The sequence below is a fragment of the Companilactobacillus allii genome, assembly GCF_001971585.1.
Taxonomy (GTDB): domain Bacteria; phylum Bacillota; class Bacilli; order Lactobacillales; family Lactobacillaceae; genus Companilactobacillus; species Companilactobacillus allii.
Map to the genome: position 1 here is coordinate 978,780 of NZ_CP019323.1, position 14,489 is coordinate 993,268.

Annotated in this window: 14 protein-coding genes and 1 pseudogene; 10 read left to right on the forward strand and 5 right to left on the reverse strand. The window is 37.1% G+C overall.

Going from position 1 to position 14,489, the window contains the following annotated elements:
- Positions 1 to 117: 117 nt before the first annotated feature.
- Entirely contained in the window at positions 118 to 837 is a 720-nt protein-coding gene (locus BTM29_RS04665; RefSeq protein WP_076614393.1) for an MIP/aquaporin family protein, read from the reverse strand.
- Positions 838 to 1,084: 247 nt separating this feature from the next.
- On the opposite strand from BTM29_RS04665, the gene BTM29_RS04670 reads away from it, so the two are divergent.
- Together BTM29_RS04670 and BTM29_RS12785 are read left to right on the forward strand one after the other, a co-directional pair.
- Positions 1,085 to 2,029: a D-2-hydroxyacid dehydrogenase gene (locus tag BTM29_RS04670; RefSeq protein WP_076614394.1), complete on the forward strand. Its 945-nt coding sequence runs from the start codon at positions 1,085 to 1,087 to the stop codon at positions 2,027 to 2,029.
- Between the two features lie 138 nt (positions 2,030 to 2,167).
- Positions 2,168 to 2,326, forward strand: coding sequence for a hypothetical protein (locus BTM29_RS12785; RefSeq protein ID WP_157886438.1), 159 nt, complete (start codon positions 2,168 to 2,170; stop codon positions 2,324 to 2,326).
- 155 nt (positions 2,327 to 2,481) lie between these two features.
- Here the strand turns inward: BTM29_RS12785 and BTM29_RS04675 are convergent, their stop codons facing one another.
- The 4 genes and pseudogenes from BTM29_RS04675 to BTM29_RS04690 form a co-directional block, all read right to left on the reverse strand.
- Entirely contained in the window at positions 2,482 to 3,402 is a 921-nt protein-coding gene (locus BTM29_RS04675) for an L-lactate dehydrogenase (RefSeq protein ID WP_076614395.1), read from the reverse strand.
- A 306-nt stretch (positions 3,403 to 3,708) separates the two neighbouring features.
- Positions 3,709 to 4,956, reverse strand: coding sequence for a glutamate-5-semialdehyde dehydrogenase (locus BTM29_RS04680; RefSeq protein WP_076614396.1), 1,248 nt, complete (start codon positions 4,954 to 4,956; stop codon positions 3,709 to 3,711).
- Between the two features lie 12 nt (positions 4,957 to 4,968).
- Positions 4,969 to 5,778 (reverse strand): glutamate 5-kinase, encoded by an 810-nt coding sequence (proB, locus tag BTM29_RS04685; protein WP_076614397.1) that lies wholly within the window; start codon positions 5,776 to 5,778, stop codon positions 4,969 to 4,971.
- 9 nt (positions 5,779 to 5,787) lie between these two features.
- A pseudogene (locus BTM29_RS04690) lies at positions 5,788 to 6,411 on the reverse strand (histidine phosphatase family protein).
- Positions 6,412 to 6,625: 214 nt separating this feature from the next.
- On the opposite strand from BTM29_RS04690, the gene BTM29_RS04695 reads away from it, so the two are divergent.
- The 8 genes from BTM29_RS04695 to BTM29_RS04730 all read left to right on the forward strand — a co-directional run bounded on the left by BTM29_RS04695 (position 6,626) and on the right by BTM29_RS04730 (position 14,453).
- Positions 6,626 to 6,841, forward strand: coding sequence for a hypothetical protein (locus BTM29_RS04695; protein ID WP_076614398.1), 216 nt, complete (start codon positions 6,626 to 6,628; stop codon positions 6,839 to 6,841).
- Positions 6,842 to 6,925: 84 nt separating this feature from the next.
- Positions 6,926 to 7,204 (forward strand): LysR family transcriptional regulator, encoded by a 279-nt coding sequence (locus BTM29_RS04700; protein ID WP_076614399.1) that lies wholly within the window; start codon positions 6,926 to 6,928, stop codon positions 7,202 to 7,204.
- Between the two features lie 211 nt (positions 7,205 to 7,415).
- Positions 7,416 to 8,504 (forward strand): carbamoyl phosphate synthase small subunit, encoded by a 1,089-nt coding sequence (locus BTM29_RS04705; RefSeq protein WP_076614400.1) that lies wholly within the window; start codon positions 7,416 to 7,418, stop codon positions 8,502 to 8,504.
- Positions 8,470 to 11,637 carry a carbamoyl-phosphate synthase large subunit gene (gene carB / locus BTM29_RS04710; RefSeq protein ID WP_428840463.1) on the forward strand — a complete coding sequence of 1,056 codons (3,168 nt, stop codon included), beginning with the start codon at positions 8,470 to 8,472 and terminating at the stop codon, positions 11,635 to 11,637. Before BTM29_RS04705 ends, carB begins: the two co-directional genes overlap by 35 nt.
- Before the next feature lie 785 nt (positions 11,638 to 12,422).
- Positions 12,423 to 12,692: a hypothetical protein gene (locus BTM29_RS04715; protein ID WP_125673052.1), complete on the forward strand. Its 270-nt coding sequence runs from the start codon at positions 12,423 to 12,425 to the stop codon at positions 12,690 to 12,692.
- A gap of 102 nt (positions 12,693 to 12,794) precedes the next feature.
- Positions 12,795 to 13,547 carry an alpha/beta fold hydrolase gene (locus BTM29_RS04720; RefSeq protein WP_076614403.1) on the forward strand — a complete coding sequence of 251 codons (753 nt, stop codon included), beginning with the start codon at positions 12,795 to 12,797 and terminating at the stop codon, positions 13,545 to 13,547.
- 95 nt (positions 13,548 to 13,642) lie between these two features.
- Positions 13,643 to 13,828 (forward strand): hypothetical protein, encoded by a 186-nt coding sequence (locus BTM29_RS04725; RefSeq protein ID WP_076614404.1) that lies wholly within the window; start codon positions 13,643 to 13,645, stop codon positions 13,826 to 13,828.
- Between the two features lies 1 nt (position 13,829).
- Complete coding sequence (locus tag BTM29_RS04730; RefSeq protein WP_076614405.1) at positions 13,830 to 14,453, forward strand: zeta toxin family protein; 624 nt, start codon at positions 13,830 to 13,832, stop codon at positions 14,451 to 14,453.
- The last annotated feature ends 36 nt before the right edge of the window (positions 14,454 to 14,489 follow it).

Genomic DNA, 14,489 nt, shown 5'->3' on the forward strand with positions numbered 1-14,489 from the left:
TAGCTAAACACTGTCACCACTTTGGTGGAGTTGTAACGGCAGACTGTACAGGTCTGTCGTTTTTTATTACAAACATAGTCTAGCAGGTTTAATAAAAAATCTCAATTATATAGGTTCCTAGAATACGGCACTGTATAATTGGACAGCGACAATAGCACCACAGATAGGTGCTACAACTGGTACCCAAGCGTATTTCCACTGACAAGAACCCTTGTGTGGGAATGGTAATATTGCATGAAGGATTCTGGGACCTAGGTCACGAGCTGGATTAAGAGCTGGACCAGTAGGACCACCGAATGAAATAACCAAACACATAACTAAGAATCCAAGACCAATAAAGTCAGCACGTGGATCAACATGATCTGACGTAAGTGCAACTGCACCGAAGACAAGCATGAAAGTACCAATAAATTCATTAATAAATCCGTTCAAACGACTGTTTTCAGCATCAATAGTAGAGAAAGTTCCAAGAATTGATTCAACGTTCTCAGTCTTATTGTAATAAGGTTTGTATGCGGCAACTACTAAGCCTTGACCAATAATTGCACCAATCATTTGGGCAATTATATAAGGTAGAACCTCTGACCATGGAAATTCACTATTAATAGCTAGTGCTAGTGTCATAGCTGGATTGATTTGGCCACCTGAAATTGGACCAAACATCATGGCTGGAATCATAACACCGATACCATAACCAAATCCAATTAAGATCCACCCACCGTGGAAGCCCTTGGTCCCCTTTAACTCAACATTTGCGACAGAACCATTACCTAAGGCTACCATGATAGCAGTTCCGATTAATTCTGCGATACAGCGTGTTAACAACGTATAGTGCATTATTTATACCCCTAATAATATTTTTAATAAAATTTGGAATGCAAAATCTGATTTGGACAATAAAAAAGTGCTTCAAAATGCGAAGCAATCCACTAACATATTTCAGAAAATAAATCAAAGTTTTTGCAAACGACATTTACTAGTGTACCATACAATCCATCTTTCTTAAGAGATTAATTAGAAAACTGGATAGTTTGGCGATAGATGATTATAATGGGAGTTAAATTTTAAGTAAGAGGTATAGGATATGAAAGTTCTAAGCTTGGTTAATTTAACAGATCACCAGAAAGAAAGAATCGAAAAGATTCCTGGTGTCGAACTTGCAGTTATTTCACCTAAAGAAGTAAGTGCAGAAGATTTGTTGGATGTTGAGGTCTTGTATGATTGGACCAATTCTTTGAAAACTGATATTTTGAACAGTCCAAGTTTGAACTGGGTTCAAGTAGTCCGTGCAGGTGTAGATACTTTGCCACTTCGCGAATTATCCGAAAAGGGTATCACTTTGACAACTGGATCAGGAGCCAACGCTATCAATATTGCTGAACAAACAATTGCTTATATGTTGATGTTGATGCGTAACATGCACCTTACCGTATTACAACAGGCCAATAGAGAGTGGAAAGATGTTGAGCCTTACGATGAAGTTTACGGTAAAACCGTCATGATCGTAGGTGTTGGACATATTGGAAGTTTGATTGCACAATACGCCAAAGCACTAGGAATGAGAACAATCGGAGTACGCCGTTCCGACCAATCAGATGCAAATATTGACGAAATGATTCCAATGTCAGATTTGAAAGATGGACTAAAACACGCCAATTTTGTAATCAACGCCTTACCAGATACACCTGAGACAAGTGGATTGTTCAATGAAGAACTATTTGAAGCAATGTCCAAAAAAGCCTTTTATATCAATATTGGACGTGGAAAGACAACTAATATGGATGACCTAGTAGCTGCATTGCAAGAAAGAAAAATTGCAGGATCAGCATTAGATGTAACCACACCAGAACCATTGAATGCAGATAGCCCATTGTGGGAAATGAAGAACGTTATCATTACACCACATAACGCCGGCATGAGCGTACATTATGGAGAAAGAGCCTTTGGAATTTTCAAACGTAATTTAAAGTCATACGTTGAAAATGGTGAAGTCGTTGAGAACGTTGTAGATTTTAAAGAAGGATATTAAAACACAGAGCGCCAAATCACACGGGAATTTCCGAGCATTAACCTAAAAGAAGCTGATATTTGCGAATGCAAATACCAGCTTCTTTTAAGTTAAGCGGAAGAAATTGTGTGATTTGGCGCGTTTCAGCAAGTTTAGGAAATGAAAAAAGCAAAGAAGGGAATCCAAGAAATAAAATTAATAGAGAAACAAAAAAGAAAAGAATATGATTTGGCGCGTTTCAGCAAGTTAAGTAAAAAGAAAAGCCAAGCGAGATATCAAACAATTCAAAAGCAGAGAATAAAATTAATAGAGAAGTAAAGAAAAGGGAAGTGTGATTTGGCGCGTTTCAGCAAGTTAAGCAAATGAAAAAAGCAAAGAAGAAAACTCAAAAAACAAAATTAATAAAGAAACAAAAAAAGGAAAGAGTGTGTTTTAACGTACCTCATGATTTCAGCAAGTTCACCAAATTAACCCTACAAAGTAGCAAACTTCTCCTTAATAGTATCAGCAGAAGCCTGCAACTTATCCTCCTCCTCATCAGTCAATTTCAAGTCGTTAGTATATTCAACCCCATCACTACCAACAACTGCCGGCTGACCAAGATAAGTATCGTATTTTTCATTATAAGAAGAAACGGGACATTCCAGTTGAGAATCAGACAACATAGATTGAGCAAGCTTCACAGCACAAGTGGCAATACCAAAGCTAGTGTATCCCTTACCAGAATGAATAGCCCATCCGCCATGTCGAATCTCCGCTTCAAGATTATCTAAGTCGAGTTCCATGCCACGTTCTCTAGCATATTGTTCAATAGGGTGATTGTTGATAGTAACAGTTGACCACGCTACAAATTGGGACTCACCATGTTCACCTAATACATATCCATTAACGTTTTTTGAGTTAGTATCAAATTGTTCGGCCACAACTCGTTGCATTCTTGCAGTATCAAGAAATGTCCCTGTGGCAATACACTGATTTCTTGATAGCCCAGATGATTCTTGCAAGTATTGGGTAATAGCGTCACAAGGGTTCATTGTATCCACAAGAATTCCGTTGAATCCAGAATTACTGATCTTAGGGGCAATATCCTTTACAATTTCACGTGTATATTCAAACTCAGCCCAGCGGTTGCCGGAATTATCATCCAAAGCGTGGATATTCCCTGAAGTAACAAACAAAACATCAGCATCAGCCAATTCACTGTAATCTTGGATTGTGATCTGTGTCGTGGTGTCCAGTCTCGCTTGGCAATCCTCTAAGTCCAGTTGTTCAGCGACGGCCTTATCTTCATTTTTATCGATCAAAACTAGCTGGTCGGCAATACCTTTTGTAACCAAAGTATATGCTACAGTTACTCCTACATGTCCAACACCAATAACTCCAAATTTTCTCATATTATATTGCCTCCAGATTGCAATTATTAAAATAATCTTAATTTAGAATAAAAAAACAGCCAAGTCGAAAAGATATCAACTTGGCTGCTCAAAGTTTCCAATTGTATCAGGAATAAATCTAATACGACGCCTGATGTAAGGAACTAGATGAACGCAAGTTGATATTAATAATAATGACGACAATAATTAATATAAGAATGTTAATCATGATAGTTCCTCCTTTTATTAGAAAATTATTAAAATTAAGTTAGATAAATAATAAAACTGCGCATGCTGGTTGTCAATAATTATTTTGAATAATATATATCACTTACGAATCTGACCGTCACCTTGAACCAGATACTTGGTAGTAGTCAATTCATTAGCGCCCATAGGACCCCTAGCATGGAGCTTTTGAGTACTTATACCAATTTCAGCACCAAACCCAAACTCATTACCATCAGTGAACCTAGTTGAAGCATTAGCGTACACTACAGCAGCGTCAATTTGTTTCATAAACTTACGACTGGCAGAATAATCCTCTGTGATAATTGATTCACTGTGTTTTGTATTGTATTTATTGATATGTTTAATAGCTTCATCGATATCCTTAACTATCTTGATAGCGATGATATAGTCATTATATTCAGTATACCAATCCAATTCTGTGGCAGGAATAATATCAGGGATGATGGAAACAGCTCCCTTATCTCCACGAACCTGAACTCCATTCTTTTTAAGTGCTTCATAAAGTCTAGGTAAGAATTTTTCAGCAATATCTTGATGTAAAACTACTTTTTCAGCAGCATTACAAACAGAAGGACGTTGAACTTTTGCGTTGATAATGATTGCCAAAGCCTTATCTAGATCAGCCTCTGAATCAACGTAGATATGACAATTTCCAGCACCAGTTTCGATAATTGGCACTTTCGCAGTATTAACGACCATCTTAATGAACTTCCCAGATCCTCTAGGAATCAAAACATCGATATAGTCAGTCAATTGCATCATTTCATTAGCTACCTCGTGACTAGTATCTGAAATTAGCTGAATAGAATTCTCATCTATACCACTTTTCCTTAAAGCACCACGTAGTGTGTTAGCAAGAACGATATTTGAATTGATTGCTTCTTTTCCACCACGTAAAATAACCGCATTACCTGATTTAAAACATAATCCGGCCGCATCAACTGTGACATTAGGACGAGCTTCATAGATCATCCCAATCACGCCCAATGGAACACGCTCTTGAACGATATCTAATCCAGCTTCAGTAGTCCAACCACGATCGATTCTTCCAATAGGATCAGGAAGTGTTACAACTTGTTTAAGACCATTTGCCATAGCAATGATTCTGTTCTCATCGAGTAGCAGACGATCGATCATAGCCTTAGCTGTACCATTTTCTGTAGCCTTGATAATATCTTTTTTATTTTCAGCGATTATGTTGGCACTGTTATTGATCAAAGCGTCGGCCATTTTTAATAGTGCGTCATTTTTTTGAGTTGTACCAATTTGACCGAGGTCAAAAGAGGCAGCTTTTGCATATTTTCCCATTTCAGTTAAATCAGTCATAAAATTTCACTCCTATTTGATTGTAGTAAATAAGGTTCCTATCGGATCCCCAGACAAAATATTGAAGATGATTTCAGGGTCTTTTCCGTTGGCAAGGACCATTTGTTGATGATGCTTTAAAATACGTTCAGCAGCTTTCAACTTAGTAGTCATTCCACCAGTCCCAAACTTAGTACCGTGACCACCGGCCGCAGTGATGATATTGGGTGTGATGTGGTCAATTTGTGAAATCAATCTGGCGTTTGGATTCTTCAGTGGATTGGCGTTGTAAAAGCCATCTATATCTGACAACATTATCAACAGATCTGCGTCGATCAAGTTGGTAACGATGGCTGATAATTGGTCGTTGTCACCAAACTTGGTCAAATGATCCATCTCAGAAACAGTCACGGCATCATTTTCATTAACAATAGGGATAGTGTTGTCCATCGCTAAAAGCTCTTGAAAACTATTCATAACATTAGTGTGACTTTCAGGGTAGTCAATGACGTCCTTGGTGATCAACATTTGAGCAGCACACATATTGTATTTGTGGAGAGCTTCATTGTAGATCTGAATCAATTCAGCTTGACCAATCGAAGAGACAGCTTGTTGCTGAGATATCTTAACTGGACGCTTGCCCAAATGTAACACGCCCATACCAGCACCGATAGCACCGGATGAGACCAAGACGACATCTTTACCGTCTTTTTTTAGAGTACTTAGGACATGTGCTAATTTGTCGATCACTGACAATCGCACCTTGCTATTTTGGTGGATCAAAGTGCTAGTACCGACCTTTATCACGATACGGTCTGCAATTAAATTTCGTTTATTCTGCATAATTTACCTCTAAAACTTGAATTCTCGATTGTAGTATTCTAAATACATCTTTTGTGTTCTAGCTAACGTTACGATCTTAGTAACACTAGCATTGTCTGGACTAGGGAGTGTCATGGGACTTTGAGGTTCAATCACACCTAGTGCTGCAGCCTTAATGGCGAAGCCATGAGTTACAACAATGTATTTTTTGTCAGGAGTATTGAGAGTCTTTTCCAACATAAATGACTTAACACGCGCTACAATTTGAGGGAAAGTTTCACCCTTAGTTGCGACCTCCACGTAATTGGGGAGAACACCATTCAAGTGCTTGTCAAATTATCTAGGGTATTTTGCAATCAAATCTGAATTCTTCTGTCCATCCCATTGACCATAAGATATTTCTAGGAGACGTTCATCAGTAGACATCGGCAAGTTATAGCCTTCATTGAGGATCTTTGCAGATTCGATAGCTCTTTGTAGAGGACTGTGGATCAATTCATCCGCAAAACTGATATTAAAAACTGAATGTAACTTTTTGAGTTGGTTTTTGCCGGTGTCATTTAGTTTTGTGATATCCGTATCGATGTTACCCTGCTTAATGCCTTCAGCGTTAGCGTCAGTCTGTCCGTGCCTGATGAAATAAAATTCTGTCATGTTGTTCTCCTTTTAGTTATTACAATGGAATTATCGGTGAAAATTATTATATATCTGTATTTAACCACTAATAGCATAATTCAACTATAAATGATTAGACAAATTCTTATTATAATTATATCATTTAACATTCATGTTAAATCCCTGTATATTATGCATTGTTTTGTTCTACATATGATATATAATGGCAGTACCATAAGGGAGGGATTTTTTTATGAGTAAAGAGGTAATGCTTAGAAAATCCGGCAATAGCCTTATATTTACAGCTCCATCGAACCTCACCGACAGTGTTGGTGAAAAGTATACCATTCATCAAAAAGAAGATGGAACAGTTATATATTCACCAGTGAAACATGAAAATATATTTGAAAGTTCAAAATTTAAAAATTACGATTTCCAAGCAGATTTAAAAAATATTCCAGAAGCATGAAGTACTATCAGTCAAAAACAATATAAAGATTTAATACCATATGTAATGGATATGTTGGGAATATAAGTAGTGAGGAGGGAACATATGTATAAAGTACTAATAGTTCTCCATGAGGGTGATGATTACATCAGAATGAATAAGGTATTTGTAGAAAACATGCCAACTGCTGGCCAATATATTATTCACTCTGACGGTTTAGCTTATTTTGTTGAAGAAGTAACGACCTTTGTCGGATACGTTAGCAGTAAAGGCGCTACGACGATTCTGGTCGTTCATCCAGCTCCAAAGGATGCGGCGGTCAATGATCTTTATGGGATGAATATTGAAGAAGATCTAGACGATCCAGAATATAATAAAAATTAATAAATGATAATAATTAAAAAAATAGTTTTTGCATAATAAAAGCCTCTAACCTATATGGTTGGAGGCTTTTTGTGCTTATATTTCTATAATTTGATTATAATAATTGTTTTAATTTCTAATGATTCGTTGTACAATCTTAAACAATCACGACTTGAATACTTCAATTCAAAGTGATCAATAAAGGCTAATTCTAAATAGAAAGGGTGTCGAAATGAAACGTTACTTAGTTCTAGAAGACGGTAATATCTATCCTGGACAAGCATTCGGTGCAAGCGCTTCAACAATCGGCGAACTAGTATTTAATACTGGTATGTCAGGATATCAAGAATCAATTACAGACCAATCATATAATGGAGAGATTTTAATGTTCACTTATCCATTAATAGGAAATTACGGAATCAATCCCGATGATTCTGAGTCAAGCACCCCTAGCGTATTGGGTGTAGTAGTACATGAATTAGCCCGACGATCCAACAACTGGCGCATGAATGCGTCATTAGATGATTACTTAAAAGAAAACAAAATCCCCGGCATCAGTGGTATTGATACACGTGCTGTTACTAGACACATCCGAACAAAGGGTGCTATGAAGGCCGTAATGGTTGATGAAGTAACAAAAAACACAGTGTCAGACTTAAAGAACTCAACTCTTTTACACAATCAAGTTGAAACAAGTGCTACTGATGAAGCATATACCGTACCCGCAACAGGCAAAAAAGTTGTTGTGGTCGATTTTGGATTGAAGAATTCGATAATTAGAGAGTTGAATAAAAGAAATTGTAACTTAACCGTTGTACCTGCAAATACTGATGCAAAAACTATTTTGGATCTTAACCCAGATGGTGTCATGTTGACTAATGGACCTGGAGACCCCAAAGATGTTGATGCATTAGAAATGATCCGAGAAGTAGAAAAACAGGTTCCTTTATTTGGAATTTGCTTGGGTCACCAATTATTTGCATTAGCCAATGGGGCAGATACTTTCAAAATGAAATTTGGACATCGTGGATTCAATCACCCTGTCCGTGAACTTTCTTCTGGCCGGATAGACTTTACGTCGCAAAACCATGGATATGCTGTTGATAGTGAATCACTCAAAGGAACTAATCTTGAAGTGACTCACGAAGAGATCAATGATCATACCATCGAGGGAATACGACACAAGATCTATTCGGCTTTTTCTGTGCAATTCCATCCCGATGCAGCACCTGGTCCACACGATGCTGATTATATTTTTGATAGCTTTATCAAGCTGATGGAAGATAATGACAAGGAGAAAGCTAAGAATGAAAAGAACTGATATTAAAAAAATTATGGTTATCGGCTCAGGTCCAATAATTATTGGCCAAGCAGCTGAATTTGATTATTCAGGTACACAAGCTTGCATGGCTTTGAAAGAACTTGATTATGAAGTTGTCCTAGTCAATTCCAATCCGGCCACGATCATGACGGATAAAGAAATCGCTGATAAAGTCTATATCGAACCGATCACCTTCCAATTTGTCTCACAAATACTGCGTAAAGAACATCCTGATGCAATCCTACCAACACTTGGTGGCCAACAAGGCTTGAATATGGCAATGGAATTATCCAAGTCAGGGATTTTGGATGAGTTAAATATTGAATTATTAGGAACTAAGCTAGATGCTATCGACAAAGCAGAAGACCGTGAGAAGTTCCGTCAATTGATGAATGACCTAAATGAACCAGTACCAAAGTCTTCTATCGATTATACAGTTGAAGAAGCTGTTGAATCAGCCAAAGAAATTGGCTACCCAGTTATCGTTAGACCGGCATTTACTATGGGTGGAACTGGTGGAGGTATTGCCAAGTCCGAAACAGAACTAAGAGAGATTGCTGACAATGGACTTAGTTTGTCACCTGTAACACAGATCCTGCTTGAACAAAGTATCGCCGGATTTAAAGAAATCGAGTTTGAAGTTATGCGAGACGCCGCTGATAATGCGATGGTCGTTTGTAATATGGAGAACTTTGATCCAGTCGGGATACACACTGGGGATTCCATTGTTTATGCACCAGTTCAGACCTTGTCAGATAAAGAAGTGCAGATGCTTCGTGATGTCGCATTGAAGTTGATCCGTGCCTTGAAGATCGAAGGGGGATGTAACGTCCAACTTGCACTAGACCCTAATAGCTTCCAATATTATGTGATTGAAGTTAATCCTAGAGTCAGTCGTTCTAGTGCGCTAGCTTCTAAAGCAACTGGATATCCAATCGCTAAAGTAGCGGCCAAAATTGCAGTTGGTTTGACCTTGGATGAAATCATCAACCCAGTTACCGGGACTACTTATGCCGAGTTTGAACCAGCACTTGATTATGTCGTCTGCAAGATTCCACGCTGGCCATTTGATAAGTTCACCAATGCCGATAGATTGCTGGGTACTCAGATGAAGGCAACTGGTGAAGTTATGGCTATCGGTAGGAATATTGAAGAAGCCACGCTAAAGGCAGTTCGTTCACTGGAGATCGGCCTAAATTATCTAGATAAACCAGAGCTACATTCATTGACCGATGAAAAAATAAAAGAGGGATGTATTCGCGCCAAAGATGATCGCCTATTCTACTTAGCAGAAGCAATCCATCGTGGTGTAAGTATTGAAGAACTAGCAGATAAGACACACATAACATTGTTCTATCTGGATAAGTTACTACATATTGTAGAAATCGAAACAGACTTAAAAGAACATAAGTCTGACTTAGAAGTCTTATTGAACGCCAAGAAGAATGGATTCTCTGATGCCACAATTGCAAAATTCTGGAATCAAACAGAGGATGAAATAAGACAATTAAGAATTAACGAAAAATTACTACCAGTATATAAAATGGTTGATACCTGTGCTGGAGAATTTGAATCCGAGACACCTTATTTCTATGGAACATATGAGTTTGAAAATGAAAGTATCGTAAGTGCGAAAAAGTCGATCCTAGTTATTGGATCTGGTCCGATCAGAATTGGTCAAGGTGTCGAATTCGACTATGCGACAGTTCATTCTGTTAAAGCGATTCAAAAGAATGGTTATGAAGCCATCATCATGAACAGCAATCCAGAGACCGTCTCAACTGATTTTTCTATCTCTGACAAATTGTACTTTGAACCATTGACCTTAGAAGACGTTTTGAATGTCATCGACTTGGAAAAACCAGAAGGCGTTATTTTACAATTTGGTGGTCAAACCGCTATCAACTTGGCCAAACCACTGTCAGATCATGGCGTGAATGTCCTTGGTACAAGTGTTGAAGATATCAATCGAGCAGAAGACCGTGATGAGTTCGAAAAAGTCATCAATAAGGCGAAAATCGCCCATCCAACTGGAGATACTGCCAATAATGTTGAAGAAGCCTTGGCAGTAGCCAAAAAAGTAGGATATCCTGTTTTGGTGCGCCCAAGTTATGTTCTTGGTGGAAGAGCCATGAGAATCATTCACCGTGAAGAAGATTTGGATTACTATATGCACACAGCCGTTGAAGCTTCTAATGACCATCCCGTCTTAGTAGATCATTACTTAATAGGTAAGGAATGTGAAGTTGATGCGATTTGTGATGGTGAGACCGTCTTGATACCAGGGATTATGGAACATATCGAACGTTCCGGAATCCATTCAGGGGATTCAATGGCAATATATCCATGCCAAAGCTTCTCACAGGCTATTCAAGACAAAATCGTCGAATATACTAAGATGTTGGCCAAAGACCTGAATTGTATCGGGATGATGAATATTCAATTCGTTATTCATGAAGAAAAAGTCTACATAATAGAGGTCAATCCCAGAGCCAGCAGAACAGTTCCATTCCTATCTAAAGTTACCGATATCAAAATGGCACAAGTTGCCACAAAAGTAATTCTAGGACAAACCCTTAAAGAACAAGGATATAGCGATGGACTAGCTCCAACTGGTAATACAATCCACGTTAAAGCTCCAGTCTTTTCATTCTTCAAACTAGCCGGAGTCGACGGATTACTCGGACCCGAGATGAAGTCAACCGGAGAAGTTATGGGAACAGATATCACCCTAGAAAAGGCATTGTATAAAGCCTTTGAAGCAACCAAGACACATATTCCCAATTATGGGAACATCGTGATCGACAATAATCCACAAGATAACGAAGAAGTATTAGGATTTGCCAAACAATTCGTAGAACTTGGGTATAAGTTATATTCAGTAGGAGAAACTGGCGACTACCTAAAACAAAACGGTGTAAAAGTAGAAACAATCTCAAAAACACAACTAAGCCAAGCAATGTTACAAAAAGACATTCAGATGGTGATCAATAACATCTTGGACGAAAAAGTCGGAGTAGATATAAGAAGCCTATCAATTGCCCATGGAGTACCATTGTTTACAGCAGTTGATACCATTAAGGCAATGTTGGATGTTTTGAGTGAGAGAGCTTATTATACTAAGCCATTATAAGAGAGTGGAGAATCCCGGGAGTTTCTGAGTACTGCCTAGGATAACTGATGTAGCGCGAAGCGATGCATTAGTTATTCGTAGCAGACGCAGGAAAGCTCGTTTCAAAAAGCAGAGAGCAAAAAAAGCCGGGAGATTCTGAGCACTGCCTAGACTAAGTGATACATCGTGAAGCGATGTGTTGCTTAGTCGTAGCAGGCGCAGGAATCTGGCTTTTTTTGCTCGTTTCAACCCACAAAAATTTAACCAACAAAAATAAACCCACAAAAAAAGATCCCAGCATCTTAACAGATACTGAGATTTTTTTTATGCACTAAAACACAAAACCAAACCAAACAAAAAGAGCGGAAGCCTACCACGAACTTCCACCCCGTGCGAGAATTTTAAAGTCAAAGCCTACCACGAACTTTGACTTTTAAGTAGTTGAGAAGGAGTACCACTTTGCGATAATAATTCACATTATTATGTTTATACATCCCCGCTAGTATAAACAACTTAATTATATAGCTTCTATAGAATAATATCTATAATGCTTTCATAAATATTTTGATAAAATAAAAGATTGCTTAAATTATTTTAAATTAATTTAAACAAGTTCAAACAGATTGAAAGGCTTGGTCAATAGGTATAGGTCAATTCAATATAATTTTATTATATAAAGCTGAATTCCAAATCAATAAAAAATGTTAGATAATATCCTCATGAACTTAGATATAAGTTTTGCGCAATGAGCAAGAATACGGGGTATTCATTTTCAATAAAGAAAGGCGGGGAACATCTTGGAGGAAATGGAAAAATATAAGATGGATCGTAAAGAAGTGATTCAAACAATAGAAGAATCTGTTGGCGAATTTAACATGCTTTCCGAGAGTAATCTAATAGGAATCGTTATGCAATATCTTGATCGATTCGAAGACAGCGACTTTGAACCAACTCTATTGGATTTTAGAAGAGACTTGATAGAGTACGATGAGAAGACTGGTCATGTTAACGAACGTGATGTCGATGAATTAGTTTTTAAAATAAATCAGTCTTTTAATGGTTTTAATACATATTAATTAGTAGTTGACTAGGATAATTAATCCTAGTTTTTTTATATCCAAAATAAATATTTTTGTATTCCATGGCTAATCAAGTAAAATTATCATGAGGTGATTGTGATGGTAAAAATTTATCGAAGAATGCTTCAAGATGTGCCGATCCTAGAAGTTGTAGAAGAAAAAAGTCGTTATAGTAAGGTTCCGTTGGTGATTTTTTATCACGGATGGAGATCTGACAAAGAGTTGGTTTTGACACAGGCTCGAAAACTAGCTAGTAAGAATATCAGAGTAGTGTTGCCGGATGCGATGAATCATGGACAACGTAGAGAAGATATCTCGTCGATTCCGTCATTCACTTTTTGGAATAGTATCCAAGGTAACTTAACAGAGTTTGACTTGATCAAAGACTTCTACTTGAGTCGTGATCTTGTTATGGACGAAAAAATCGGTGTCGGTGGTTATTCAATGGGAGGGATGACTACTGGAGCATTGTTGACGCAACATCCCGAAATAAGCGCAGCGACTATTATCATGGGAACACCGAATTTGAACGCATATGCCAAGTTGGTGCGGGATTCAGCCAAAGAACATCATTTGTATGTACCAAAGGATATGAAGAACTTGACGAGTTGGATCGATGATTATGACTTGAATAATTATCCAGAAACAATCAATAATCGACCAGTTTTGTTCTGGCATGGCACTGATGATAAAAGGATACCCTATAATCAATCAAAGGATTTTTTTGACAGTATTCAAGGACAACCCTATGCGCAACAAGTCGCCTTTATTACTGGTTATAAAGCAGAACATTTAGTTGAAACAAGATTGATGGATAAGATTGCCAATTTTTTTGAGTATTATTTGTATTAGGACATAGTAGATTAAGTGCTAATTACTTATTAATGTGTGACAACTATGTATAATAATAAAATAAAAGAGTTATATCTTCTTAAGGAGACTATATTATGAATGATACAAGAAATTTAGATAAGATACTGAAAGAAGTTGAGAACACTAATTTACAGGTTTTGATGAATAGTGCTTTAAATGAACAAAATCCGGATAAGAAAAAAGTATTACTGGCACTTTATACGTATGCATTAGATAAAAAGCAAGATGAGCTAATTAATAGAAAAAAATTTGTGATTTAGTATGAATAGGCCTAGATATATTATTATTGCGGGTGTCAATGGAGCAGGAAAAAGTTCCCTATATGATTTACAACCTGAATTATTTGCTAATACTAAACGAATTAACGCGGATGAGATATTACAAAAAATGGGTGGAGATTGGAGAAAACCAAGCGATAATATTAAAGCTATGCGTAGTGAATTTAAACAAGTGTATGAAGCTTTGGAAACAAAAACTAGTATACATGTTGAGACAACGCTTGCTGGTTCGGGAAAAGCACAACTAAGATTAATAAATAAAGCGCACAATAATGGATTTTATGTCACTTTGTTATACGTTGCATTGGATAGTTCGGAAAAAGCTATTCATCGTGTAAAAGATCGTGTAGAAAAGGGAGGACATGGGATACCACAAAAATTAATAAAAAAAAGATATGAACAATCTAATGCTAATTTATCAATAATAGCTTTTGAATCAGATAGCGTTGATATTTATGATAATAGTAGAAAATTTGTAAATATTTATAGTAGAGAGGGAAAAAATATAAAAAATGATGAATTAAATAAATATCCATGGATTAATAGTGAATTAAGCAATTTAAATAATATAAAAAGTACCAGCCAATTTCTACACGATGATATGTAGTAATGACTGATACTTTTTTATATTTAGGTATATTAA

Bases quoted from the DNA above. Each gene is read 5' to 3' on its own strand.
- BTM29_RS04670 (WP_076614394.1), top strand. From the start codon at position 1,085: ATGAAAGTTCTAAGCTTGGTTAATTTAACAGATCACCAGAAAGAAAGA.
- BTM29_RS04695 (WP_076614398.1), top strand. From the start codon at position 6,626: ATGAGTAAAGAGGTAATGCTTAGAAAATCCGGCAATAGCCTTATATTT.
- BTM29_RS04705 (WP_076614400.1), top strand. From the start codon at position 7,416: ATGAAACGTTACTTAGTTCTAGAAGACGGTAATATCTATCCTGGACAA.
- BTM29_RS04665 (WP_076614393.1), bottom strand. From the start codon at position 837: ATGCACTATACGTTGTTAACACGCTGTATCGCAGAATTAATCGGAACT.
- BTM29_RS04675 (WP_076614395.1), bottom strand. From the start codon at position 3,402: ATGAGAAAATTTGGAGTTATTGGTGTTGGACATGTAGGAGTAACTGTA.
- BTM29_RS04680 (WP_076614396.1), bottom strand. From the start codon at position 4,956: ATGACTGATTTAACTGAAATGGGAAAATATGCAAAAGCTGCCTCTTTT.
- proB (WP_076614397.1), bottom strand. From the start codon at position 5,778: ATGCAGAATAAACGAAATTTAATTGCAGACCGTATCGTGATAAAGGTC.
- BTM29_RS04720 (WP_076614403.1), top strand. From the start codon at position 12,795: ATGGTAAAAATTTATCGAAGAATGCTTCAAGATGTGCCGATCCTAGAA.
- BTM29_RS04730 (WP_076614405.1), top strand. From the start codon at position 13,830: ATGAATAGGCCTAGATATATTATTATTGCGGGTGTCAATGGAGCAGGA.
- carB (WP_428840463.1), top strand. From the start codon at position 8,470: ATGACAAGGAGAAAGCTAAGAATGAAAAGAACTGATATTAAAAAAATT.
- BTM29_RS04700 (WP_076614399.1), top strand. From the start codon at position 6,926: ATGTATAAAGTACTAATAGTTCTCCATGAGGGTGATGATTACATCAGA.
- BTM29_RS04725 (WP_076614404.1), top strand. From the start codon at position 13,643: ATGAATGATACAAGAAATTTAGATAAGATACTGAAAGAAGTTGAGAAC.
- BTM29_RS12785 (WP_157886438.1), top strand. From the start codon at position 2,168: ATGAAAAAAGCAAAGAAGGGAATCCAAGAAATAAAATTAATAGAGAAA.
- BTM29_RS04715 (WP_125673052.1), top strand. From the start codon at position 12,423: ATGGAAAAATATAAGATGGATCGTAAAGAAGTGATTCAAACAATAGAA.